We start from the raw sequence: 24596 nt of genomic DNA, 5'->3' as shown, positions 1-24596 counted from the left end.
GCCTTCTTCCCCTTATTCCTTTTCAGGGTCTTTTGTGATGTCCTCACCGATGTACTTCTTGCTGATTTCTGTCAAAGTTCCATCTTCATGAAGCTTTTCAAGCGCTTCATTGATTTGATCAAGCAGCTCTTCATTGTCCTTCGCTACGGCAATTGCCTGTTCACTGCGCCCAAGCAGCTCCTTGCCTTCGATTTCCATCCCGGAACCGATGGCCTCTTTGCCTGTGATGAAGTCAGTGATGACGGCATCATGCTTCCCCCTGCTCAATGCTTCGAGGGCGGTTACATCACTGTCGTAAAAAATGATGTTGTCTGTCACCTCTTCAGCAGAGTCTGCATAGGTTGAACCTTTGGATACAGCAATCTCCAGATCCTTCAGATCATCAAGGCTTTTCGCCGAACTGTCAGGACGGACAAAAATCTGCGGTCCTGAATAATAATAAGGAATGGAAAAATTCACTGCCTTCAGCCTGTCTTCATTGATGGTGTGGCTCGCTACCGCGGCATCAAAACGCCCTGATTTGACGCCTTCAACAATTCCGCCAAACTTAAATTTCTTCTGAACCGGTTCAAGGCCCAGCTCCTTGGCCACTGCTTCTCCGACTTCAATATCAAAGCCGGTCATGGTCCCATCCGCTTCTGTCACGCTGAAAGGCTTGAATTCACCTGAAGCAGCATATGTAAACTTACCTTCGTCTGCAAGCTCCATCCCCCCGGAGGATGCCTCTTTTTTCCCGCATGCTCCGAGAACAGCGGCACAGCATAAAATTACAACAGCTATGATCCATTTTTTCAATTGTTTTCCCCCTCAATGTTTTCTGAATTTCATTTCAAGCTTATTACCCTTATTACCATAACATTACACTTACTTTTGCCACAAAATTCAAATTTAGCTGTATTTTCAGTCATTAACCCCCATACTGGCCTGACAGCCGCTCAGCTGTACAATGCTATTAAATGGGGGCATATACTGCCCTCTTCTCCCATTTCCTCCCGAACGGCCGCCATACAGCAGCAAAAGAGCTGTTTTTGCAAAAAAAAAAAAAACGCCAAATCGGCGTTTTTTAGCTCTGCATATATTTCTTGAGAATCCCCCAGGCCTCATCCTTGCCTTCACCGGTCTCGGATGAGAACAAAACAATATCGTCCCCAGGTTCAAGCTCCAGAGTCTCTTTCGTGATTTTGAAATGCTTCTGCCTTTTTGTTTTAGGAATTTTATCAGCCTTTGTGGCTATGATGATGCATCGGATTCCGTGGTGCTTCAGGAAATCGTACATCATGATATCATCCTTGGTAGGAGGATGGCGCAAGTCGACGATCAGGACAGCTGCCTTCAGCTGCTCCCTGGAGGTAAAATAGGTTTCAATCATCCTACCCCAAGCTTCGCGCTCCTTTTTGGAAACTTTGGCATAGCCATATCCCGGGACATCGACAAAATGCATCATTTCATTGATCAGATAGAAATTCAATGTCTGGGTTTTGCCTGGCTTCGAGGATGTCCTCGCCAGGTTCTTGCGGTTAAGCATTTTGTTAATAAATGAGGATTTGCCGACATTGGATCTCCCTGCCAGGGCAAACTCGGGCAGGGACTCCTCAGGATATTGTGCCGGTTTGACCGCACTTATAACGATTTCAGCACTATTTACTTTCATTGCTGTGCACTCCATTCAGGGCGTGCTTGAGAACTTCGTCAACATGTGATACGAGAACAAAATCCAATTCGTCGCGGACACTCTCTGGAATATCATCAATATCTTTTTCATTATCTTTAGGAAGGATAATTTTAGTCAATCCCGCTCTATGGGCACTTAAAGTTTTTTCTTTCACTCCGCCGATCGGCAAGACCCGGCCGCGGAGCGTTATTTCTCCTGTCATCCCCACTTCTTTGCGTATCGGATTCCCCGACAGCGCTGAAACAAGGGCTGTAGTGATGGTAATCCCTGCAGATGGGCCGTCTTTTGGAACGGCACCTTCAGGCACATGGATGTGGATATCGTACTTTTCATAAAAATCTGCCTCGATGCCCAGCTCTTTCGCTTTTGAACGGACATAGCTGAATGCTGTCTGTGCAGATTCTTTCATGACATCCCCAAGCTTGCCTGTCAGGACCAATTTGCCTTTGCCTGGAGATAAGGATACTTCGATCTGCAGCGTGTCTCCGCCAACTGTTGTATAAGCAAGGCCGGTCGCAACCCCGATCTGGTCCTCGACCTCTGCCTGGCCATATCTGAACTTTGGCTTGCCAAGGAAGTCTTCTATATTCTTTTCAGAAATGATGACCTTCTTTTTCTCGCCTGAAACAATAATCTTTGCAGTCTTACGGCAGATGGAAGCCAGCTGGCGCTCAAGCCCGCGGACGCCTGCTTCTCTTGTATAATAGCGGACGATTTTCTGGATTCCGTCCTCCCTGATCTGCAGCTGGGATTTAGAAAGCCCGTGCTCGCTGATCTGCTTAGGCAGGAGATGGTCCTTTGCTATATGAATCTTTTCAAGCTCCGTATAGCCCGCAATCGTGATAATTTCCATCCGATCGCGGAGAGGGCCCGGTATGGTTGCCAGATTATTCGCTGTTGCAATGAACATAACCTTCGACAGGTCATATGTTTCTTCAATATAATGATCGCTGAAATTGTGGTTCTGCTCAGGATCCAGGACTTCCAGCATGGCTGATGAAGGGTCTCCCCTGAAATCATTGGACATTTTATCAATTTCATCAAGCAGGAACACCGGATTGATGGTCTCTGCCTTTTTCATGCCCTGGATAATCCGGCCCGGCATGGCGCCGACATAGGTCCTTCTATGTCCGCGGATTTCAGATTCGTCCCGCACCCCTCCAAGGGAAACGCGGACAAAGTTGCGGTTCAGCGACGCAGCAATAGACTTGGCAAGGCTCGTCTTACCGACTCCCGGAGGCCCGGCCAGGCAAAGGATGGGACCTTTCAGCGAATTGGTGAGCTTTTGCACAGCCAAATATTCCAGCACCCGCTCCTTGACCTTTTCAAGGCCGTAATGATCCCTATTCAGGATCCGCTCTGCATTATGAATGTTCAGGTCATCAACAGTTGCCTCAGTCCATGGCAGAGAAACAAGCCAGTCGATATAGTTGCGGATTACCGCGCTTTCAGCAGAGCTGGAAGGCACCTTTTCATAACGGTCAAGCTCTTTTAATGCAGCAAGCTTGACATGATCAGGCATCCCGGATTGTTCGATTCTATCATTGAGCTCGGCGATTTCGCCTGTTTTGCCTTCCTTATCGCCCAATTCCTTCTGAATCGCCTTCATCTGCTCACGGAGATAATACTCCTTCTGCGTTCTTTCCATGCTTTTTTTGACGCGCTGCCCAATCTTCTTCTCAAGATTCAGGACCTCTTTTTCATTGTGGATAATCTCTATGACCTGATTCAGCCTTTTTTTGACATCGATCATTTCTAGAATATCCTGCTTTTCCTTCAGCTTCAGCGGCAGATGGGAAGCGACGATATCTGCCATGCGCCCCGGTTCCTCAATATCGGATACTGAGGAATAGGTTTCTGCAGAAATCTTCTTGGATACTTTTATGTACTGTTCAAAGTACTCAAGCATCGTCCTCATCAGCGCCTGGTCTTCGGCATCCTTGTCTTCTCTGTCATCATAAGTCTCAACACTGACTGTATAATGATCTCCCTCATCGGTGAGCTCGGTAATTTCTGCCCTCTTCAATCCTTCCACCAGCACACGGATTGTGCCGTTTGGAAGCTTCAGCATTTGTTTTACACGGGTAAGAGTACCCATTTTGTATAAGTCATCTTCCGCCGGCTCATCTATTGAAATATCCTTTTGAGTCGTCAAAAAAATAAGATGGTCATCTACCATTGCTTTTTCAAGCGCCTGCACGGATCTTTCCCGTCCAACGTCCAGATGCAGGACCATTGTAGGGTAGACGAGCAAGCCCCGAAGCGGCAGGAGGGGGACGATGATGTCTTTCTTATTCGCCATAGTTTGCACCTCCAAATGCAAATCAAATATATTATCTGCCTCATCCTTATTCTTTGCACTAAGCCCGCAAAAAATGAGAAAGAGAAACCAAACAATCATTCCAAACCCGCATCATATCACAGGTCAAGCCTTTGTACAATTCTAACTTATTTATTTGTGGGTGTCTATTAAATGAAATGCGGAGGCGGCTTGTTCAGAGCCGACAAGCATAAGACGAGCAGGACGGAAGGTTGTTCTTTAACCTTCTGGCCTGATCGGCTTAAGACTCGAGGGGCTAGCGCCCGCAGCTGGACAACACGAAATGCGGAAGCGGCTTGCCCAGGGACGACAAGCATAAGGCAGACTGGATGAAAGGTTTGCTCTTTAACCTTTTAGCCAGGCTGACTTATGTCTCGAGTCCCTAGCCGCTGCAGCTGGACAAATCGAAATGCGCAAGCGGCTTGCCCAGGGACGACAAGCATAAGACAGACTGGATGAAAGGTTTGCTCTTCAACCTTTTAGCCAGGCTGACTTATGTCTCGAGTCCCTAGCCGCTGCAGCTGGACAATCGAAATGCGTAGGGAGCTTGCCCCATCCCCCTTATCTTATTGCTTTATTGCTTCATTGATTATATGACGAATGAATTCCTGTTAGACAGCTTATTTCTCTTTTATCCTGTCAGAATAAAATAAAACTCCGGTTTGAAGCATATGCTGCAAACCGGAGCTCCTTTAGATACTTTCTTTCTTAGAAAGCTCGATTGACGCTGTGAGGGACTGGTCTCTTGCATAGTCTTTCAGCAGGGCTGCAGTGAACACCTGGCTGAGGTGGCTGACAGGAATGATGTCGATTCCCTCTATCTCTTTCAAAATGCTTTGCATATTTTCTTCAGGGATGATAACAGTCCTGGCGCCGGCTTTCTGGGCAGCCTTTACTTTGGCATACACTCCGCCGATCGGCTTAACATGGCCGTGGATGCTGATTTCTCCTGTCATGGCCACTTCCCTGTTCACCGGCCTTTTATATATAGCCGAATAAATTCCGGTAGCCATAGCAATCCCAGCAGAAGGACCGTCAATTGGCACACCGCCTGGGAAATTCACATGGATATCATAATCTTCAGCAGGCACTCCCATTGTTTTTAAAACGGTCAAAACATTTTCAATTGAACCCTTTGCCATACTTTTCCTGCGTATTGATTTTCCGCGGTCCCCGATGCTTTCCTCTTCAACAATCCCGGTGATATTGATAGAACCTTTTTCCTTTGCAGGTATGACCGTCACTTCTATTTCCAGCAGGGCACCTGTGTTTGGCCCATATACAGCAAGTCCGTTTACAAGCCCGACTGCCGATTCTTCACTGATCTTTCTTTCCATCCTTGGAGAGAGCTGGCTTGAGTTAATGACCCATTCAATATCCTCATCCTTTATGTAATCCCTATCCTCGGTAATGGCAACCCCTGCAGATATCTGCACAAGATTTACCGCTTCACGACCGTTTCGTGCGTATGAGGCCAGTGTCTTTAAGCTTTTTCCGCTGATTGGCATTTTGACCTTATCCGCCGCCTTGCTGCTGATCGTTTCCACTTCATCTTCTGTGAGCTCTTTAAAAAATACTTCCATGCAGCGTGATCTGATTGCCGGCGGAATCTCACTCGGAGTCCTTGTCGTCGCTCCCACAAGCCTGAAATCTGCAGGAAGCCCGTTCTTAAAAATATCATGGATATGCTGAGGGATTTGTGTATTTTCTTCATTATAATAAGCACTTTCCAAAAAGACCTTGCGATCCTCTAAAACTTTAAGCAGCTTATTCATTTGAATCGGATGCAATTCGCCAATTTCATCTATGAACAGCACTCCCCCATGCGCATTGGTGACTGCTCCCTGCTTTGGCTGCGGAATGCCTGCCTGTCCCATAGCCCCTGCACCTTGATAGATGGGATCATGGACAGAACCGATCAGCGGATCTGCTATCCCCCTTTCATCAAAGCGGGCTGTTGTCGCATCAAGCTCAACGAAAACAGAAGATTTCCGAAATGGAGACTTGTCCTGCTTCTTTGCTTCTTCCAGCACCAGCCTTGCCGCAGCGGTTTTACCGACTCCAGGCGGCCCATAGATGATGACATGCTGAGGATTGGGTCCGCAGAGTGCCGCTTTTAATGACTTAATTCCATCTGCCTGACCGACGATATCTTCGAAGCTTGCCGGACGCACTCTTTCGGAAAGCGGTTCAGTCAGCCTGATGGAACGCATTTTTTTCAGCTGGTCCATTTCTTTTTTTGACTCCCGGTCGATCGACACCTTTTGAGTCCTCTGGCTCTTTAGCAGATTCCAGAAATAAAGCCCGATAATGATTCCGAAAAACAGCTGGATGAATAAAGCTATCCCGGTCCAACTCATAGTATCCCTCCTGCACTTTTGTTCAAGCTGATACTTGGTAGTATCTCCTTGTACAGGTTGGAATAAACAAGAATACACTGTAAAAAACTTCCTGAGCAAAGACTTGAACAGAATCTTAACGTGCAGCAGTGAATACAAAAAAGCCAGGCAGAGAAAACCCCGGCCTGGCTTTATTTATTCTGTTATCATGCAGAAGTTTTACGCTCTTCTTCCACAACCGTACCATCATTCAGCACAAGCTTTGGCACGCTGTTATCTGTAACTGTCTCTTTTGTGATGATGCATTTAGAAATATCATCACGGGACGGAAGATCGAACATAACATCCAGCATAATGCCTTCAATGATTGAACGGAGTCCGCGGGCGCCTGTTTTTCGCTCGATTGCTTTCTTCGCAATCTCATGCAGGGCACCTTCTTCGAATTCAAGCTCAACATCATCAAGCTCAAGCATTTTCTGATACTGCTTAACAAGAGCATTTTTCGGCTTTGTCAGAATTTCAATAAGAGCTTCCTCATCCAGCTGAGTAAGGCTGGCAATGACCGGAAGACGTCCGATGAATTCAGGGATCAGACCGAATTTCAGCAGGTCTTCAGGAAGAACTTTTGAAAGCAATTCCTTCTGGTCAAGCTCCTGCTGCTTCTGTTCAGAACCGAATCCGATCACTTTCTGGCCAAGACGGCGCTTAATGATCTGCTCGATGCCGTCAAATGCACCCCCGCAGATGAACAGGATATTAGTTGTATCAATTTGGATAAATTCCTGGTGCGGATGCTTTCTTCCGCCCTGTGGAGGAACACTTGCTACAGTTCCTTCCAAAATCTTAAGCAATGCCTGCTGCACACCCTCACCTGATACATCCCTTGTTATGGACGGGTTCTCAGATTTACGCGCCACCTTATCGATTTCATCGATATAGATAATGCCTTTTTCTGCCTTTTCCACATCATAGTCTGCAGCCTGGATCAATTTCAGGAGAATATTTTCCACATCTTCCCCAACATAGCCAGCTTCCGTAAGTGATGTAGCATCAGCAATTGCAAATGGAACGTTGAGAATACGGGCAAGCGTCTGGGCAAGGAGGGTTTTACCGCTTCCTGTCGGCCCGATCATGCTGATATTACTTTTTGAAAGCTCAACATCATCGATCTTGCTGTTTGAATTGATTCTCTTATAGTGGTTATAAACAGCCACTGACAGAGATTTCTTTGCCTGTTCCTGGCCGATTACATACTCGTCAAGAATATCGCGGATTTCTGTTGGCTTTGGCACATCCTTGAATTCCACTTCTTCCTCTGTGCCAAGCTCCTCTTCCACGATTTCCGTGCAGAGCTCGATGCATTCGTCACATATATATACACCTGGTCCGGCAACTAATTTACGTACTTGATCCTGTGTTTTCCCACAGAAGGAACACTTTAATTGCCCTTTTTCATCATTAAATTTAAACAATGCCTTCACCCCTTGAATTACTTCTGTGCCTTATATAAAGCTTGCGGATCACTGCAAACAATTTTTACTATTCAGCTTTTTCAGCTTATGGAATAACGGCTGGGAAAATCCCAAAACAGCCCCTGTGCCTTTATGTCCTTTTGATTGCTATTTGTCAATCGATTGGTTGGGAACAGTTCACACAGGAGAAAACTTTAACAGTTATGTATTGCATTGTAACACATTTAACAACTGGACAGGAAATGATAACTCTTAGAAAAGTATGTTTCATTTTTATCATGATCTGTCTGCTGATCCGCATTTAAAACTATGTACCCAATAAGCTTATCCATAAAACAGAGAGTTAAATCCCGATTAAGGGATATTTAATTACGGCGGTTATGTATAGAATTTTTCCTGTCCGTTTTAAGCCTTAATATACTATATGCTGCTTTTTATTGTATAAAACAAGGCACGATCAAATCGCGCCTTGTTTTATTAAAAAAGTTTATGCAGCCATTGCTGCTATTACAAACATTTATTTTTGGCTATTAAGCAGTTTTGCTGTTTTCGATAAGGAAGTCAACAGCTTTTTTCACTTTAAGGTCTGCTTTCACGCTGTCGAGGCTTCCAAGCGCCTGCTTGATTGCATCGGCAGTCATGTTGTACATTTCAGCCATTTTATCAAGCTCGGCAGTAACCTCTTCGTCTGTTACTTCAATGTTCTCTGCTTTTGCGATCTCTTCAAGAGTCAGGTTGATGCGTACACGCTTTTCGCCTTCTTCTTTCATCTGCTCGCGCAGGGCACTTTCGTCCTGGCCTGAGAACTGGAAGTAAAGCTCAAGGTTCATACCCTGCATTTGAAGGCGCTGTTCGAATTCCTGCATCATTCTGTCGACTTCATTGTCGATCATTACTGCAGGCAGGTCGATTTCAGCATTATCAGCAGCTTTTTCGACTACAGTGTCGCGAAGGTTGTTTTCAGATTCCTGCTTCTTGCTTTCTTCAAGGCGAGTCCTGATTTTTTCCTTAAGGGCATCAAGAGTTTCAACCTCTTCGTCAACATCTTTTGCAAACTCGTCATCAAGCTCAGGAAGCTCTTTGCCTTTGATTTCGTGAACAGTCACCTTGAATACTGCCTTCTTGCCGGCAAGCTCAGCAGCATGGTACTCCTCAGGGAAAGTCACTTCAACATCCTTGGATTCGCCAGCAGCTGTTCCTTCAAGCTGTTCTTCGAAACCAGGGATGAACTGGCCTGAACCAAGCTCTAGTGAATAGTTCTCAGCTTTTCCGCCTTCGAATGCTTCGCCGTCAACAAAACCTTCGAAGTCCATGACAACTGTATCGCCGTTTTCAGCTTTGCCTTCTTCTTTAACGACCAATTCAGCCTGGCGCTCCTGAAGGGAAGTGATTTCATTGTTTACATCTTCTTCAGTTACTTCTGTTTCAAGCTTTTCTACTTCAAGGCCTTTGTATTCGCCAAGCTTAACTTCAGGCTTAACTGTAACTGTTGCCTTGAAAATAAGGCTCTTGCCTTTTTCAATTTGCTCTACATCGATTTCAGGGCGGTCAACAGGCTCGATCCCTGTCTCATCAATTGCACTTGCATATGCTTCAGGAAGAAGGAAGTCAATTGCGTCCTGGTATAGAGATTCAACGCCAAAGCGTTTTTCGAACATCCCGCGCGGCATTTTCCCTTTACGGAATCCTGGCACGTTTACTTGTGCAACAACTTTTTTGAATGCAGCGTCCAGACCTTCTTTGACTTTCTCTGCATCTACTTCAATTGTGAGAACCCCTTGGTTCCCTTCTAGCTTTTCAAACTTAGCAGACATACTATAATTCCCTCCAACAATCTATTGTCATTACCATTTTTGCGGACTTTGTATGAATATTGCCTAAATATCATAGCATATTCATCTTTTTGATATGTAAAATAACTATTTTTACACATAACAGCCACTATATTATAACATACGTTATCTTTGTTTCAACAGAGATACTCAAATATTGGGATAAGAAATTTCTTCTATCTTCCCTATAAAAATCCTGGATGCCTCAAGAGTATCTTCTACCACCCCATATTGGCCGGCCATATCCCCCGGATCTCCATCCATGCCGTAAAATGAGCATCCGACAAGATGGTATGCAGCTGCCCAAAGGTCAGGCTGATCAGGCTGCAGCTTGAACGGGTACAACAGGAAGAACTGCCTCTGGAGCAAAGCGATGATATTTTCCAGCAGGACCGGATCTTCGTGTTCAAGTTTATCTTTAACCGCTGCTTCAATTGCCCTCAGCTGCTTATGATCATGAACGTCATGAAGTGCCGATGGGATGAACTCTTCATTCATCCCGAGCTTTTTTACAGTCACAGGCTTATCATATTCCTGCTCTTTCAGTATATTGATAATCATTGTTTTCAGGAAAGGATGCCCTTCCTCTGAAATCAGGTAAGACTTCAGCTCTTCAAGATATGGCCTGATGTTGATGTTTGCAAGCTTTGCCAGCAGCAGGACCTGCTCTTTGGGATCTTGATAGGACAGGAGGTTCAATTCCTTATCCCTGTATTCTTCGCGGAGCTGTTCTTCTGCAGCAGGATCAGGGCTTCCCTCCGCCATACGCCTGCTGAAGTGCAGCATTTTTGCGAAATGCTCCAGCTTATCCTTAGGGATCTCCCTTTCCTGGAGAAGGGCTTCGATAGTGGCGGCTATTTCCCCATATTCATGGAGCTGGACCATGATCATCAGATAAAGATCTACGATTTCAAAATAATCTCCGATCCCCTCCTGAAGCATGGATTTGGCTAGATTTTTGGCCTTTTTCAGCGCTCCGGCCTCAAAATACGCCAGGACAAGCCCTATATGTATATCACTGCTCTCCGGGTCAAGCTCTTTGGCGTCCTCAAACAGCTGGATTGCATCTGAAAACTTCTTTCCCTGGAGGCTCTCAAGCCCTTTCTCAAGCAAACGTTTTTCCAGACCGGGAAAGGGGATGATATTGCTGCTGTCGTTCTGGTTCCGCTTAGTCATGAAAAAACCGCCTTCCCTGTTAATATTGAAGATAGTATAGCACGCATGGAAAGAAAAAAGAAATTCAAAGAAGAGAGCCTTGAAAGGGGGAATAGATTAACTTCCGCAGTAAAAAAAGAAGATCCACATGAGAGTGGATCTAGCTTGTTTTTTCATACGCCTCTATTTCCTTCTCAAGCTGAAGCGTTATTTCAATTTCATCCCACCCATTAAGAAGCATCGTCTTCCAATAAGGCTGGATCGGAAAGCTTGCTGAGAACCCATCCTCACTATAGACAGTTTGTGTTTCAAGATCAACTGTCAAAATCAGCTCGGCTTCTGCTGCTTTCAGCAGGAGCTGTTCTGTCTCCCCCTGGCTCAGACGGATGGGCAGCAGACCATTTTTCAGGCAGTTCTGATGGAAGATGTCAGCGAAGGAAGGGGCAATTACGGCTTTAAATCCGAAGTCCTGCAGAGCCCAAGGGGCATGTTCTCTTGAAGAGCCGCAGCCAAAGTTTTCATTTGCAATCAGAATTTCCGCACCGCTGTTTTCAGGCTTATTCAATTCAAATGCAGGATCAAGCTGTCCATCTTTATAGCGCCAGTCATAGAATAGGTATTTCCCAAATCCGGTTTTCTCGATTCTTTTTAAAAATTGCTTCGGTATGATCTGATCAGTATCTACATTAACCCTGTCCAGCGCAGCTGCTTTGCCTGACAGCTTTTTGAAACCGCCCATTCTATCTCCTCCTACACTGTAATTGATTCTTCCATCAATGTTTTCCGGACATCAACAAATTTTCCATTCACAGCAGCAGCTGCTGCCATAAGCGGGCTGACAAGATGGGTCCTCGCACCTGATCCCTGCCGCCCCTCGAAATTGCGGTTTGAGGTTGATGCGCAATGCTCGCCCGGAGGCACGATATCATTATTCATGCTGAGGCACATACTGCAGCCTGATTCACGCCATTCAAAGCCGGATTCAATAAAAATATGGTGAAGCCCTTCCTTTTCCGCCTGCTCCTTCACGGCCTGTGATCCCGGTACTACAAGGGCCCTGACACCCGGATGGACTTTTTTGCCGGCCGCAAACTCTGCAGCCTGCCTAAGGTCCTCGATGCGCGAATTTGTGCACGATCCGATGAACACATGCTGAATGCTGATATCGCTGATCTCCTGCCCTTCAGAAAGACCCATATACCGAAGAGCCCGCTCAAGTGACGTCCGTTCTGTTTCGGTCTTGCAATCAGCCTCAGAAGGTATCCTTTCATCAACCCCCGCTGCCATGGAAGGATTGGTCCCCCAGCTGACCATCGGCGGGATCTCCCCGGCATCGAGCGTGATTTCTTTATCATAATTCGCATCAGGATCCGATGCGAGGGCCTGCCAATGAGCAAGGGAAGTATCCCATTCATTGTCTTTCGGTGCATATTTCCGCCCCTTTATATAAGAGAAGGTGGTCTCATCAGGACTGACCAGGCCAGCCCTTGCTCCTCCCTCTATCGACATATTGCATATGGTCATCCGCTCTTCCATGGACATAGACCTTACAGCCTCTCCGCAGTATTCAATGACATGTCCTGTTCCGAACCCGATGCCAAACCTGCTGATGATATACAGGATGACATCCTTGGCTGTAACCCCGCTTTCAAGCCGGCCATCAATCTGAAGCTTCAGTGTTTTCGGCCTGGACTGCCATAATGTCTGGGTTGCAAGGACATGCTCCACTTCACTTGTTCCGATGCCAAAAGCAAGCGAACCAAAAGCACCATGGGTGGAAGTATGGCTGTCCCCGCAGACAATGGTCATCCCCGGTCGGGTCAGGCCAAGTTCAGGGCCGATGACATGGACAATGCCCTGATCCGGGCTGTCCATTCCTGCAAGCGGCACACCAAATTCCCGACAATTTTTTTCAAGGGTGGTCATCTGTTTTTTGGCGACTGGATCATCTATCTGGCCGCGGTTGATTGTCGGCACATTATGATCCATAGTAGCGAAGGTTTTGTCCGGGCGCCTGACTTTCCTGTTTTTCATCCGCAGGCCGGAAAATGCCTGAGGGGATGTGACTTCATGCACTAAATGCAAATCGATATAAAGCAGATCAGGCTTGTCTGTTTCTGTATGGACGATATGCCGGTCCCAAATTTTCTCTACAATTGATTTGCCCATCTATTTTTCTCCCTCCATCTTTTCCGGGTCCTTCTCCCGGAATCTTTTATAAATAAGTACACGGCTGGAAAACCAGCCGTGATATCCTGAATCTGTCAGGCATATGCCCCCATTATCTGCAGAATGGCTTCATTATCCAGCAGAGCAGCTTTAATTTCCTCGGTCATCACCTTGGTAGAAGCTGCCTTCCCTCCTGAAGCCAGATCAGCTGTGCGAATGCCTGATTCGAGTACATCACTGACTGCCTTCTCGATTGCAGCAGCTTCTTCTTCCATCCCGAAGGAGAGGCGGAGCATCATGGCCGCGGAAAGAATCATTCCAACCGGGTTGGCGATGCCTTTGCCTTCGATGTCCGGGGCCGATCCGTGGATCGGCTCATAAAGATATGGCCCGCCTTCTGACAGGCTGGCAGATGGAAGCATGCCGAGCGATCCAGTCAGAACAGAAGCTTCATCACTTAAAATATCTCCAAACATATTCTCGGTAACAATCACATCAAACTGTTTTGGATTTTTAATGATCTGCATGGCTGCATTATCGACCAGCATATGCTCGAGCTGTATATCGGGATATTGGGCTGCAATTTCCTCTGCCGTTTCCCTCCACATCCTGCTTGATTCAAGGACATTCGCCTTATCCACGCTCGTTACCTTTCCGTCCCTTCCCCGGGCGAGTTCAAAGGCCAGCCTAACCACCCTCTGCACTTCTTCCTTTTTATAAAATAAAGTGTCCACGGCAGTTTCTTCACTGCCATTCCCGGCCCTTTCGCTCGGCTTTCCGAAGTAGAGTCCGCCCGTAAGCTCCCTTACCATTAAAAAGTCGGTACCTTCAATGACTTCCTTCCTTAAAGGAGAGGAATCTGCCACACTCGCAAAATAGCTGGTGGGCCGGAGGTTTGCATATAGATTCAGATCTTTACGGATTTTCAGGAGGCCGCGTTCCGGCCGGAGGCTTGGATGGAGCTTCTCCCAGCGCGGGCCGCCAACAGCTCCAAGCAAAATGGCATCACTGCTTTTACAGAGTTCGACTGTTTCATCCGGCAGCGGCACCCCGGTGGAATCAATTGCTGTTCCGCCAATTTTCCCATAGCTGAATTCAAATGTATGCCCAAATCGTTCTCCTGCAGCCTGCAGCACTTCAACTGCCCCTGCTGCCACTTCTTTTCCGATGCCGTCACCCGGCAGCACTGCGATCCGCTTCTTCATGCCTAATCCCTCCGTTGCAAGTTTTATAATGCCACTTTCGTCTTTTCCTCCAGGTAGATGACCCTGTTAACAGCGTTCAGATAGGCTTTCGCGGATGCTTCAAGTACATCCTGCGCAAGCCCCCTCCCGCTCGTTTCCCTGCCATTGTATTTCATTTTGACGAACACCTGCGCCAGGGCATCCCTTCCGGCCCCAACCGACTGGATCCGGTAATCCAGGAGGTTCACCGTACCATTCACTGATTTCTCCAGCGTATTGTACAAGGCTTCAATGCTTCCCGCCCCGGTTGCTGCCTCCTGGACGACTTCATTCTCCCTGCCTGAAAGTGTCACTGTCGCTGTTGGCACTTGATTGGTCCCGTACTGGACCTGGATCTGGAGCAGTTCATAGAATTGCTGATCCTTTGACAGTCTTTCCTCCAGTACGATGGCGGCAAGGTCATCATCTGTCATCTCTTTCTTTCTGTCTGCCAAGTCTTTAAAAATAGCAAACAGCGGCTTGATTTCCTCTTCCGGAACAGCGAGCCCAAGTTCTTCAAGGCGGGATTTAAAAGCATGTCTGCCAGAATGCTTTCCGAGAACCATGGAATTGGCGTGGAAGCCGACAAGTTCAGGCGAAATAATCTCATAAGTGGTCTTCTCTTTCAGCACGCCATCCTGGTGGATGCCTGATTCATGTGCAAAAGCATTTCTGCCGACAATAGCCTTGTTCGCCGGTACAGCCATACCGGTCAGTTTGCTGACCAGGCTGCTTGTTCTGCTGATTTCCTCAAGCTTGAGGCGGGTCCCTGCCTGATAATGGTCCTGCCGTATGTGCAGAGCGACGGCAAGCTCTTCCAGCGCAGCGTTCCCGGCCCGTTCCCCGATGCCGTTGATCGTCCCTTCAATTTGTCCAGCCCCATTTTCGATGGCTGCAAGGGAGTTGGCAATCGCCATGCCAAGATCATCATGGCAATGAGCGGATAATATGACTTTATCAATGGAAGGAACATTCTCTCTTAAATATTGAAAGACTTTCCCATATTCACCTGGCGAAATATATCCGACCGTATCCGGAATATTGATGACACGGGCCCCGGCCTGGATGACCTCCTCAACGATGCGGGCCAGAAAAGGCAGCTCCGTCCGGCAGGCATCCTCTGCCGACCATTGAATGAGCGGGAATTTCCCGGCTGCATATTTCACAGCAGAAACCGCCGTCTCAATAACTTCTTCCTTTGACTGCTTCAACTTATACTGCCGGTGGATGGGAGAGGTTGCGAGGAAGACGTGAAGCCTCGGATCCTCCCCCTCTCTCAATGCTTCCCAGGCTGCATCAATATCTGACATCACTGATCTTGCAAGCCCTGTAACCGAGCAATTCCTGATGAGGGTGGCGATTTCACGGACTGAAATAAAATCACCTTTTGAAGCTGCCGGAAACCCGGCTTCTATAATATCGACATTAAGCCTTTCGAGCTGTTTGGCAATTTCCAGCTTTTCAGATAGATTTAAGTTGACTCCCGCAGACTGTTCCCCGTCACGCAAAGTCGTGTCAAAGATGTTAATGGTTCGCACTGACAGCCACTTCTTTCTTTTTCTCTTTATTCACAAATGGCATCATTTTTCTCAGCTCCCTGCCGACCTGTTCAATCGGATGCTCATTTTCCCTTGCAAGGATACTGTTGAAGACCGGACGGTTTGCCTGGTTTTCCAGGATCCAGCCTTTCGCGAACTTGCCTTCCTGGATATCCTTCAGGACAGCTTTCATCTCCTGCTTCACTCTCTCATCGACTACTCTCGGCCCGCTGACAAAATCACCCCATTGCGCTGTATCCGAAATGCTGTAGCGCATGCCTTCAAGGCCGCCTTCATACATCAGATCAACAATCAGCTTCAGCTCGTGGAGACACTCAAAGTATGCCAGCTCAGGCTGATAGCCTGCCTCAGTCAATGTTTCAAAACCTGCTTTCACCAGAGATGTCAGGCCTCCGCACAATACAGCCTGTTCGCCGAATAAATCAGTTTCTGTTTCTTCCTTAAAAGTGGTTTCCAGCGCCCCTGCCCTCAGTGCCCCAATCGCTCTGGCATAAGCGAGCGCAAGCTCCTGGGCATCTCCCGTTACATCCTGATGGACTGCAAATAATGCCGGCACTCCTGCTCCTTCCTGATATGTCCTTCTTACCAGGTGGCCAGGGCCCTTAGGAGCCACAAGCAGGACATCACATGTCTTTGGCGCCACAATCTGATGGAAATGGATATTGAATCCATGCGCGAAAAGCAAGGCTTGATTTGTCAGATTCGGCTCAATTTCTTCCTTATAGACTTTAGGCTGAAGCTCATCCGGCAGGAGGATCATGACAATATCGCTTTGAGCAACAGACTCTCCAACAGAAAATACCGGGAACCCATCCTCTAACGCTTTATCCCATGAATTTCCTTTCCTCAGGCCGATTACTACATCAGCACCGCTGTCCCTCAGGTTCTGTGCATGGGCATGACCCTGTGATCCATAGCCGATTACCGCTACTTTCTTTCCATTCAGATATGCTGGATTTGCGTCTCCGTTATAATACATTTTCGCCATGATTTATTCTCCCTCTCGTTTTTGGAATATTTTTATTTAAATTATTTTTACACGATTGAATAATTCTTCGGCTGCCCCTGGCTCCTCTGGCTTCCTCTTGTGAAGGCTGTTGTCCCTGTCCGGGCAATCTCCTTGATTCCATACGGCTTTACAAGCTCAATGAAGGCTTCTATTTTTTCCGACTCGCCTGTAATTTGGATGACCAGGCTGTCTTTGCCAACATCTATCACCGATGCCCGGAAAGGCTCAATCAGCGAGTATAACTCACTCCTCGCCTGCGGAAGCGAGAGCACCTTTATGAGCGCAAGCTCCCTGGCGACAATCTGCTGGCCGCTTATATCATTTACTTTCAAGATATCAATCTGTTTATTGAGCTGTTTTGCAATCTGCTCTGCGGCCTCTTCATTGTCCACATGGACCGTGCAGGTAATCCGGGAAATCCCCTCCTGTTCAGAATGCCCGACCGAGATGCTTTCAATATTGAAGTTGCGCTTTGAGAACAGGTTGGTGATTCTATTGAGGACCCCCGGCCTGTTCATCACGGTTAAACAGATGATTCGTTTCATGGTTTTACACCTTCCATCTCATGGTGCCCTTTGCCCGGGGCGATCATCGGGAATACATTTTCATCAGGAGCTATCCTAAAATCGAATAACACCGGCTCATCGCTTTGGAGTGCTTCATCCAGCGCCTTAACAGCTTCTTCCTCAGTTCGGATCTCATAAGCTTTAATATCATAGGCTTCCGCCAGCTTGACAAAAGAAGGCTGATACTGGGCTTTGCTGTGCGAAAAGCGTGAGTCATAAAAGATTTCCTGCCACTGCCTTACCATCCCCAGCGCTCTGTTATTGAAAATAGCTATTTTTACCGGGAGATTAAGCTCACGGATCAGGCCGAGCTCCTGCGCGGACATCTGGAAGCCGCCATCGCCAACAATTGAAACGACCAGGGAATCCGGTGCAGCAAGCTGAGCTCCGATGGCCGCTGGCATTCCGAATCCCATCGTGCCGAGCCCTCCTGAAGTGACCCATCTACCAGCTTTCTTAAAGCGGTAATATTGGGCTGCCCACATTTGATGCTGTCCGACATCTGTTGTGACAATCGCATCTCCGCCCGTCTTTTCAAACAAGAGCTCCATGACCCGCTGCGGCTTCAAGTCAGCCGATTTGTGAAAATGATAAGGAAAATCTTCCTTCCAGCTTCTAAGCTTTGTCATCCATTCACCATGTTCAGGAGGCTCCCCCTTCTGGCTCACAAGCTGATTCAAAGCCTCTTTCGCATCAGCCACAACCGGAATCAGTGTTGGGACGTTTTTGCCGATCTCTGCAGGGTCGATATCAACATGGGCCACATCTGCCTTAGGTGCAAAATAGGCAAGATTGCCGGTGAGCCTGTCATCAAACCTCGCCCCTATATTGATGAGCAGATCGCATTCATGTAAGGCCATATTGGCTGCATAGCATCCATGCATACCGGCCATCCCGACAAACAGGCTGTGGTCTGCAGGAAAGCCCCCGAGTCCGAGAAGGGTATGCACGACCGGAAGCTGCTGCTGTTCGGCATATTCCTTAAGCAATCCGGAAGCCTTTGCATGGAGGACGCCCGCCCCTGCCAGGATGACCGGCCTTTTCGCACGGCTTACAGCTTCTGTCAGCTTGCGGATCTGAAGATAGTTTGGCTTTAGAGTCGGCTGGTAGCCCGGGAGGAAGATCTCTGTCTCCTCAGAGGGCTGTTCTGCGCCTGCAGCAATATCCTTCGGAATATCAATCAATACCGGACCCGGCCTCCCTGTAGAAGCAATATGAAAGGCCTCCTTCACAATCCTCGGAATGTCCGCTATGCTCCTTGCCTGATAGTTATACTTGGTTATCGGGGTGGTAATCCCGAGGATGTCAGCCTCCTGGAAGGCATCCGTTCCGATGACGCCTGTTGCCACCTGCCCGGTAATGACGACAAGAGGCAAAGAATCCATCATGGCATCGGCAAGGCCTGTTACAATATTGGTCGCCCCCGGTCCTGAAGTCGCGATGACAACTCCAGGCTTGCCGGAAATCCTCGCATATCCTTCCGCAGCATGGATGCCTCCCTGTTCATGCCTGGGAAGCACATGAAGTATGCCAGAATCATAGATTTTGTCATAAATCGGAAGAACAGCTCCTCCCGGGTAGCCAAAAATCACTTCCACCTGTTCCTTCTCCAGTGCCTGCAATAGCAGTTCTGCACCGGTTGCCGGCTTCGAGCCAGTCTTGTTTTCTGCAAAGGCAGCTTCCTGCAGCATTTTGAAATAACCTCCTTTTGATTCAAGAAAAAAAACAATATAAAAAGCCTTCCCATCCCCAAGAACGCCTGCATCAGCAGACGAAGGGATGAAAAGGCTTTGTCAGCCTGTTCCACGGTACCACCCTGATTCACGCAATTTGCGTGCACTTATGGACGGCAGCTGCCATCCTTTTTGATAACGGGTGCTCTCACACCCGGCCGGCCCTACTCGTCAAGCTTTCAGGCCGGCGCTCTGAGGGGAGTTCATGATGCGGCAGGAATGCCGGCTCTCAGCCTGCCCGGCTCTCTGTAAATCCTGATCCGCAAAACTACTTATCCTCATCCGCGCTTTTAACATATAGTGATTAGCTGTCAGCTTACATGGGGTTCAAAATGTTTCGATGCTACTTTAACACCTTCTGAAACTACTCTTTCCCTAAATTTCACCAGAAGCTCTTTTGTATGTGCCCCCGGATAGCCTTCACCGATTGTCCGTCCGTCCACCTTTACGACTGCAATGACTTCCGCTGCCGTCCCTGTAAGAAATACTTCATCTGCCGTATAAACATCGTGCCTTGTGAAGGGCTCCTCCTTCACTTCATAGCCAAGCTCCCTTGCAATTTCCATGACCGCATTGCGGGTGATCCCTTCAAGCGCCCCAACGTATCCTGGAGGTGTGTAAAAGCATTTATCCTTAATGATGAACACATTGTCAGCCGAACCCTCCGCCACATAGCCCTGATCATTCAGCATGAGCGCTTCACTGACATTTGCCAGGCGGGCCTCAATCCTTACCAGCACATTGTTCAAATAATTCAATGATTTAACTTTAGGGCTTAATACATCAGGTCTGTTCCTTCTTGTCGCTACTGTGACTATCTCAAGCCCTGTTTCATACAATTCTTTCGGGAAGATGCTCAGCGGCTCGACGATCACGACAACATTTGCTTTTTTGCAATTGTATGGGTCCAGCCCAAGGTCGCCTACTCCCCTGGAAACAACGACCCTGATGTAGGCATCTTCATACAAATTCTTTTCGACAGTGGCAACAATGATATCTGTCAGCTCTTCCTCCGTATATGGCATTGTCAGTAATATGGATTTGGCTGAACGATAAAGCCGGTCCATATGCTCTTTCATCCTGAAGATATTTCCGCTGTATACCCGGATCCCTTCAAAGATGCCATCGCCATACAGGAAGCCATGGTCATAAACGGATATTTTTGCATTCTCTTTCGTCACAAACTCCCCGTTTAAAAATATCAATTGCTCAGACACGAAAAACACCTCTTCGATTTAATGTATACACGCTTTAAACGGTTGAAATGACAGGTTAAAAAAATATGGGTTCCACACTTCCAATTCCCGTGTGGAGCGGTTTGTTTTATTATTTGAGGACTATCTTACGCTCATTTTTTTTGGGAGTCAACACCATTTTCAAGAATTATTTGATAATTTAGATTAATCTGATTTATTGAATGCGCTTACATTGCTTGTATATATGAATTTATTCAGCCAAGAAATTTTTTATTTTATTTTTCAATCCCTCGAGCATGATTCTCCGCTCTTTTTTATCAGCATCGAAAGATCCGTACTGGGGATATACTTAAGAATGCTTTTTCAATATAAAGATGGAGCATATAGAATTTAATGGCGCATTTTCAATGAACATATAATATAGAAGAAACCAGTTAATCATGTCAGGTTTACTAACATACAAAGAAGCGCTTTCATTTGACGGGAGGTATAATATTCAGCTGCAGCACTGAGTACTTTTATAAACCCTGTAACCTTAATCGGAGAAGATACAGATTTTTCGAGGAAGAACAAAGGTGTAAGTGCCTTGAACACAAAAAAAGCCCCGTCCTGGGGGCATCGAAACATCACCGGCATGAAAAGAGTGAGTCATGAATAGTAAGAGGCTTTATCTATGCATAATTGGCATGAAAAGTAGTGAGTCATGCATAGTAAAAAGTCTAATTGATGCATGACTGAAAAAAAAGAAGTTATTTTTAGGAAAGAGGCTTGTAACCCCCGAGAACCCCGGCACAGCGGCTGGACTCGGATCAAGGATTTCTAATTTCTTAACGACAAAAAAACCGCCATTTGATTAGAAATCAAACAGCGGTAATATAGGTGTATGTAGTAATGGCGTCCCAGGAGAGATTCGAACTCCCGACCGACGGCTTAGAAGGCCGTTGCTCTATCCTGCTGAGCTACTGGGACATTTTTTTAATTAGTTATCGCGAGGACATTTTTTATTATAGTAGACAAATAAATGAAAGTCAACAACTTCTCAGGAAAAATATAATAAACCTGGCATCTTTTTTTCCGGCCATATAAATCTGTTTATTGCAAGAGGGGTTCCCCCCTCATGCAATAAACGGATTCATGCCCTTTCCGGAATCTGAAAAGTCTGTGACAGCTTTTCAAGCTTTCCGGTTTCAAAGTCATATATATCCACACGGATTTCCCTCTCCGCCGTTTCCAGCAGAAGATAGGTTCTCTCATAGCGCCCTCTCGGCAGCCTCAAGCTTCCCGGGTTCAAAAACAGCCTGCCATCAATCATTTCTGCCCCAAGCTCGTGCGAATGTCCGAAGCAGATGATATCTGCTCCTTCCTCCTCGCCTTTATATTTCAGCTTCATAAGGCTGCTCTTCACTCCGTAGAGATGCCCATGGGTAACAAAAATCGTCAAACCTCCAAGGTTTTTGACAAGCTGGTCAGGATAAGCATCATCATAATCGCAATTTCCCCTTACTCCAGCAAAACCCGACATAGAAGGGTGTCCGGCAGGCAGCTCGGAATCCCCGCAGTGGATCATGAAATCTGCTTCTTTTCCATGCCTCTCAGCGAGCTGCGCCAGCTCCTCCTCAAGCCCGTGGCTGTCACTTACGATCAATATTCTAGCCATTGGCACCGTCCCCTTTAAAAAGGGCTCCCAGACTGTTTTCCAGCTTCACAAGGGCTTTGGCCCTGTGGCTGATCTGGCTTTTCTCTTCAGGGGGGAGTTCTGCCATGCTTTTATTTTTTTCAGTCACAAAGAAGATCGGATCATAGCCAAATCCATGGCTGCCCCTTTTATCAGTCAGGATCCTGCCCTCACACGCTCCGGAGACTGTGTAAGCTTCCTTGCCTGGCACCGAAACAGCCAAGGCACAATAAAATCTGGCTGTCCTCTTTTCTTCCGGCACACCTACTAGCTCTGCGAGCACCTTTTGCATATTTGCTTCATCACTTTTCGCTTCGCCGGCATACCTTGCGGAGTAGATGCCCGGACGGCCCTCAAGGGCATCGATCATAAGGCCGGAATCATCGGCAATGACGATTTTTCCAAAGGCTTTAGAGACAGCCTCTGCTTTTAGGACTGCATTTTCCTCAAATGTGCTTCCAGTCTCTTCAATATCCTCAAATTCAGGAAAGTCGAGAAGGGTTTTCACTTCATAGCCCAGCGGCTTGAACATCCTGCTGAATTCTTTCGCTTTCCCTGCATTTTTCGTTGCAATAATAACTTCCTGCACAGTTTTCATCTCCCTGGATTTACTTTGCGATCTGTGAGCTGATTTTTTCGCCGAGCACTTGCTTTTGAATATCAAACAGCCTGCCTACGCCTTCTTCCGCCGCTTTTAACAGCTCCGTCAGCTGGCTCGCTGAGAATGTTGCTTCTTCTCCTGTACCCTGAAGCTCCACAAATTCGCCATTGCCTGTCATGACCACATTCATGTCGACTTCCGCCTTGGAATCTTCAGCATAATTCAGGTCAAGGACTACCTGTTTGTTTTCAAGGATTCCCACACTTGTAGCTGCAAGAAATTGCGTAATCGGGAATTTTGACAATTTTTTATTGCTATACAGCTTTTCGACAGCAATTGCCATTGCGACAAATGCGCCTGTGATGGAAGCTGTCCTTGTCCCGCCATCGGCTTGGATAACATCGCAATCCAGCCAGATTGTTCTTTCACCAAGTGCCTCAAGGTCCACGACTGCCCTTAATGCCCGTCCGATCAAGCGCTGTATTTCCATTGTGCGCCCGGTTATTTTCCCCTTTGCGGCTTCACGGATATTTCTTTGCTCTGTTGCCCGGGGCAGCATACTGTATTCAGCCGTAATCCACCCTTTTCCTTCCCCTCTCATAAATGGGGGCACCCGCTCATCTATGCTGGCTGTGCAAATCACCTTTGTATTGCCCACACTGATCAGCACAGAACCTTCAGGATGCATTAAATAATTCGTTTCAATATGTATCGGTCTTAACTGCAGCTGTTCACGCCCGTCTTTCCGCATGTTCATTCCTCCTTCGAACCTGTTCCGGCATGTATCCGGAATCCAATAAAGAAGAGGCGGCAAATAATTGCCTACCTCTATCCTTGTCATTATATAGTATATCAAAAAAGTTTTTTTAAAAACTACCTGTATTCACATTTTCAGGCCGTGTAACCGGTTCTGTCAGCTTTTCGCCATTTTCATCTACCAGCTCTGCCTTTCCATTTACAGTGACTGCTACACTTTCAATGCCCTTTTGTTCAGTCAGGGACAGTACTAATGAATTAAGCAGGTGCTGGGAAATGATTTTTTCTTCAAAGCTGCCATAAACGGATTCATTGAAATCCAATGTTGCCAGACCGTTTTCGATCTTAGGGTCGCCGAGCAGCTCAACCTCCGGCATAAAGTCTGTAAACAAATTGGATGTGAAGCTAGGGCCTTTGACAAGCTCCTTCACTACCGCTTCAACCTGATTGTCTTCCTGTGCGCTGATGCGCTTTGTCACAGGAACATAATAGTAGGCGCCTTCTTCACCGCCCAGATAATAAACCGTCAGGGATTTTGTATTAGAAATATCCACTGCATCGGACGTGTCCATATTGATGCCCTTTGACCTGGACAGGGTTTCGCTGATCGGCGTCCCGTTTACAGGCATTTCTGTCAGAGCATGGCCATTCATCTGGAGCTTTACTTTCTCGATCGAATCGAATTGTGTGAGGGTCCAGGTAATAGATTCAAGAATTTTTTCTTCATCCTCGGCCTGATAGTCCCCGAACTCTTTCGAGAAATCAACGGTAGCCACCTTATCCTTCACGTTTACGCTTATTTTCGTATCTGCAGGAAGGACGGCCCTGAAGTCATTCGGCAGCATATCGGTAACTGGCCCGTTCTGCACGAGATACTCCAGCGCCTGTGTAGCAACAGACTCTGTTTTCGGCAGAGTTAGCGTCTGCGGAACTACATAGCCATTTTTATCAACCAGATATAATTCGGTCTGGACAGAACCCTCCACCTCTGCCTCTTCACCTGACTGCTCTGCCTCAGTTCCAGCTGTTTCCTCAACAGCTGTTTCATCCTCTGTATAGCTGACCTCTTTCGGAGGATCGATCTTTTCTTTTTCCCCGATCCCGAACAGCCCGCATCCGGATAAAAGCACAGAAGAAGCCAGTACGGCTGAAACCATTGTTGTCTTTTTATTTATAGACATATTGAATCCCTCCCAGAACAGTTTGTACTACATATATACGAGCCTTCCGGAAAAATAGACCCGTGAGAGAAAAAAAAATAGGACAACTGAAATGTGGAGGGCGCTTGTCCTATTAAGGAACGCGACTAGGAACTCCAA

19 protein-coding genes, 1 tRNA gene and 1 other annotated feature are annotated in these 24596 nt (G+C 47.0%); all 20 genes read right to left on the bottom strand.

Going from position 1 to position 24596, the window contains the following annotated elements:
* Positions 1-12: 12 nt before the first annotated feature.
* A complete protein-coding gene (locus tag RBB45_RS00215; protein WP_009796056.1) occupies positions 13-795 on the bottom strand; it encodes a transporter substrate-binding domain-containing protein in 783 nt (260 codons plus the stop codon).
* 268 nt (positions 796-1063) lie between these two features.
* Entirely contained in the window at positions 1064-1651 is a 588-nt protein-coding gene (gene yihA / locus RBB45_RS00210) for a ribosome biogenesis GTP-binding protein YihA/YsxC (RefSeq protein WP_009796054.1), read from the bottom strand.
* Positions 1638-3974 carry an endopeptidase La gene (gene lon / locus RBB45_RS00205; RefSeq protein ID WP_094766943.1) on the bottom strand — a complete coding sequence of 779 codons (2337 nt, stop codon included), beginning with the start codon at positions 3972-3974 and terminating at the stop codon, positions 1638-1640. Before lon ends, yihA begins: the two co-directional genes overlap by 14 nt.
* A gap of 710 nt (positions 3975-4684) precedes the next feature.
* The gene (lonB, locus tag RBB45_RS00200) at positions 4685-6352 is read right to left on the bottom strand and encodes an ATP-dependent protease LonB (RefSeq protein WP_224951629.1); all 1668 of its coding nucleotides are present in this window, start codon (positions 6350-6352) and stop codon (positions 4685-4687) included.
* Between the two features lie 185 nt (positions 6353-6537).
* A complete protein-coding gene (clpX, locus tag RBB45_RS00195; RefSeq protein ID WP_306009010.1) occupies positions 6538-7803 on the bottom strand; it encodes an ATP-dependent protease ATP-binding subunit ClpX in 1266 nt (421 codons plus the stop codon).
* A 530-nt stretch (positions 7804-8333) separates the two neighbouring features.
* On the bottom strand, positions 8334-9617 hold the full coding sequence (gene tig / locus RBB45_RS00190; protein WP_009796050.1) for a trigger factor: 1284 nt from the start codon (positions 9615-9617) through the stop codon (positions 8334-8336).
* A 168-nt stretch (positions 9618-9785) separates the two neighbouring features.
* Positions 9786-10811 carry a tetratricopeptide repeat protein gene (locus RBB45_RS00185; protein ID WP_009796049.1) on the bottom strand — a complete coding sequence of 342 codons (1026 nt, stop codon included), beginning with the start codon at positions 10809-10811 and terminating at the stop codon, positions 9786-9788.
* 139 nt (positions 10812-10950) lie between these two features.
* Entirely contained in the window at positions 10951-11529 is a 579-nt protein-coding gene (gene leuD / locus RBB45_RS00180) for a 3-isopropylmalate dehydratase small subunit (RefSeq protein ID WP_009796048.1), read from the bottom strand.
* Between the two features lie 11 nt (positions 11530-11540).
* Complete coding sequence (gene leuC / locus RBB45_RS00175) at positions 11541-12959, bottom strand: 3-isopropylmalate dehydratase large subunit (RefSeq protein ID WP_009796047.1); 1419 nt, start codon at positions 12957-12959, stop codon at positions 11541-11543.
* 95 nt (positions 12960-13054) lie between these two features.
* Positions 13055-14164, bottom strand: coding sequence for a 3-isopropylmalate dehydrogenase (gene leuB / locus RBB45_RS00170; RefSeq protein WP_009796046.1), 1110 nt, complete (start codon positions 14162-14164; stop codon positions 13055-13057).
* Positions 14165-14187: 23 nt separating this feature from the next.
* A complete protein-coding gene (locus RBB45_RS00165) occupies positions 14188-15720 on the bottom strand; it encodes a 2-isopropylmalate synthase (protein ID WP_101550468.1) in 1533 nt (510 codons plus the stop codon).
* Positions 15707-16729 carry a ketol-acid reductoisomerase gene (ilvC, locus tag RBB45_RS00160; RefSeq protein ID WP_306009009.1) on the bottom strand — a complete coding sequence of 341 codons (1023 nt, stop codon included), beginning with the start codon at positions 16727-16729 and terminating at the stop codon, positions 15707-15709. The genes RBB45_RS00165 and ilvC overlap by 14 nt, the downstream gene beginning before the upstream one ends.
* Positions 16730-16776: 47 nt before the next feature.
* Entirely contained in the window at positions 16777-17295 is a 519-nt protein-coding gene (ilvN, locus tag RBB45_RS00155) for an acetolactate synthase small subunit (RefSeq protein WP_022544246.1), read from the bottom strand.
* A complete protein-coding gene (ilvB, locus tag RBB45_RS00150) occupies positions 17292-19007 on the bottom strand; it encodes an acetolactate synthase large subunit (RefSeq protein WP_306009008.1) in 1716 nt (571 codons plus the stop codon). The genes ilvN and ilvB overlap by 4 nt, the downstream gene beginning before the upstream one ends.
* Before the next feature lie 81 nt (positions 19008-19088).
* Positions 19089-19343, bottom strand: a binding site (T-box leader).
* A 17-nt stretch (positions 19344-19360) separates the two neighbouring features.
* Complete coding sequence (gene ilvE / locus RBB45_RS00145) at positions 19361-20266, bottom strand: branched-chain-amino-acid transaminase (protein WP_022544247.1); 906 nt, start codon at positions 20264-20266, stop codon at positions 19361-19363.
* 871 nt (positions 20267-21137) lie between these two features.
* A tRNA-Arg gene (locus tag RBB45_RS00140) sits at positions 21138-21214 on the bottom strand.
* A 163-nt stretch (positions 21215-21377) separates the two neighbouring features.
* Positions 21378-21902 carry a metallophosphoesterase gene (locus tag RBB45_RS00135; RefSeq protein WP_224951632.1) on the bottom strand — a complete coding sequence of 175 codons (525 nt, stop codon included), beginning with the start codon at positions 21900-21902 and terminating at the stop codon, positions 21378-21380.
* A complete protein-coding gene (locus tag RBB45_RS00130; RefSeq protein ID WP_306009007.1) occupies positions 21895-22509 on the bottom strand; it encodes an XTP/dITP diphosphatase in 615 nt (204 codons plus the stop codon). The genes RBB45_RS00135 and RBB45_RS00130 overlap by 8 nt, the downstream gene beginning before the upstream one ends.
* A 19-nt stretch (positions 22510-22528) precedes the next feature.
* On the bottom strand, positions 22529-23272 hold the full coding sequence (rph, locus tag RBB45_RS00125) for a ribonuclease PH (protein ID WP_101550476.1): 744 nt from the start codon (positions 23270-23272) through the stop codon (positions 22529-22531).
* A 115-nt stretch (positions 23273-23387) separates the two neighbouring features.
* Complete coding sequence (locus tag RBB45_RS00120) at positions 23388-24458, bottom strand: GerMN domain-containing protein (protein WP_094766933.1); 1071 nt, start codon at positions 24456-24458, stop codon at positions 23388-23390.
* Positions 24459-24596: the final 138 nt, after the last annotated feature.

The organism is Bacillus sp. MMSF_3328, assembly GCF_030733525.1.
Classification (GTDB): Bacteria; Bacillota; Bacilli; order Bacillales; family Cytobacillaceae; genus Bacillus_AB; species Bacillus_AB infantis.
This window is presented reverse-complemented; position numbering and strand designations above follow the sequence as displayed.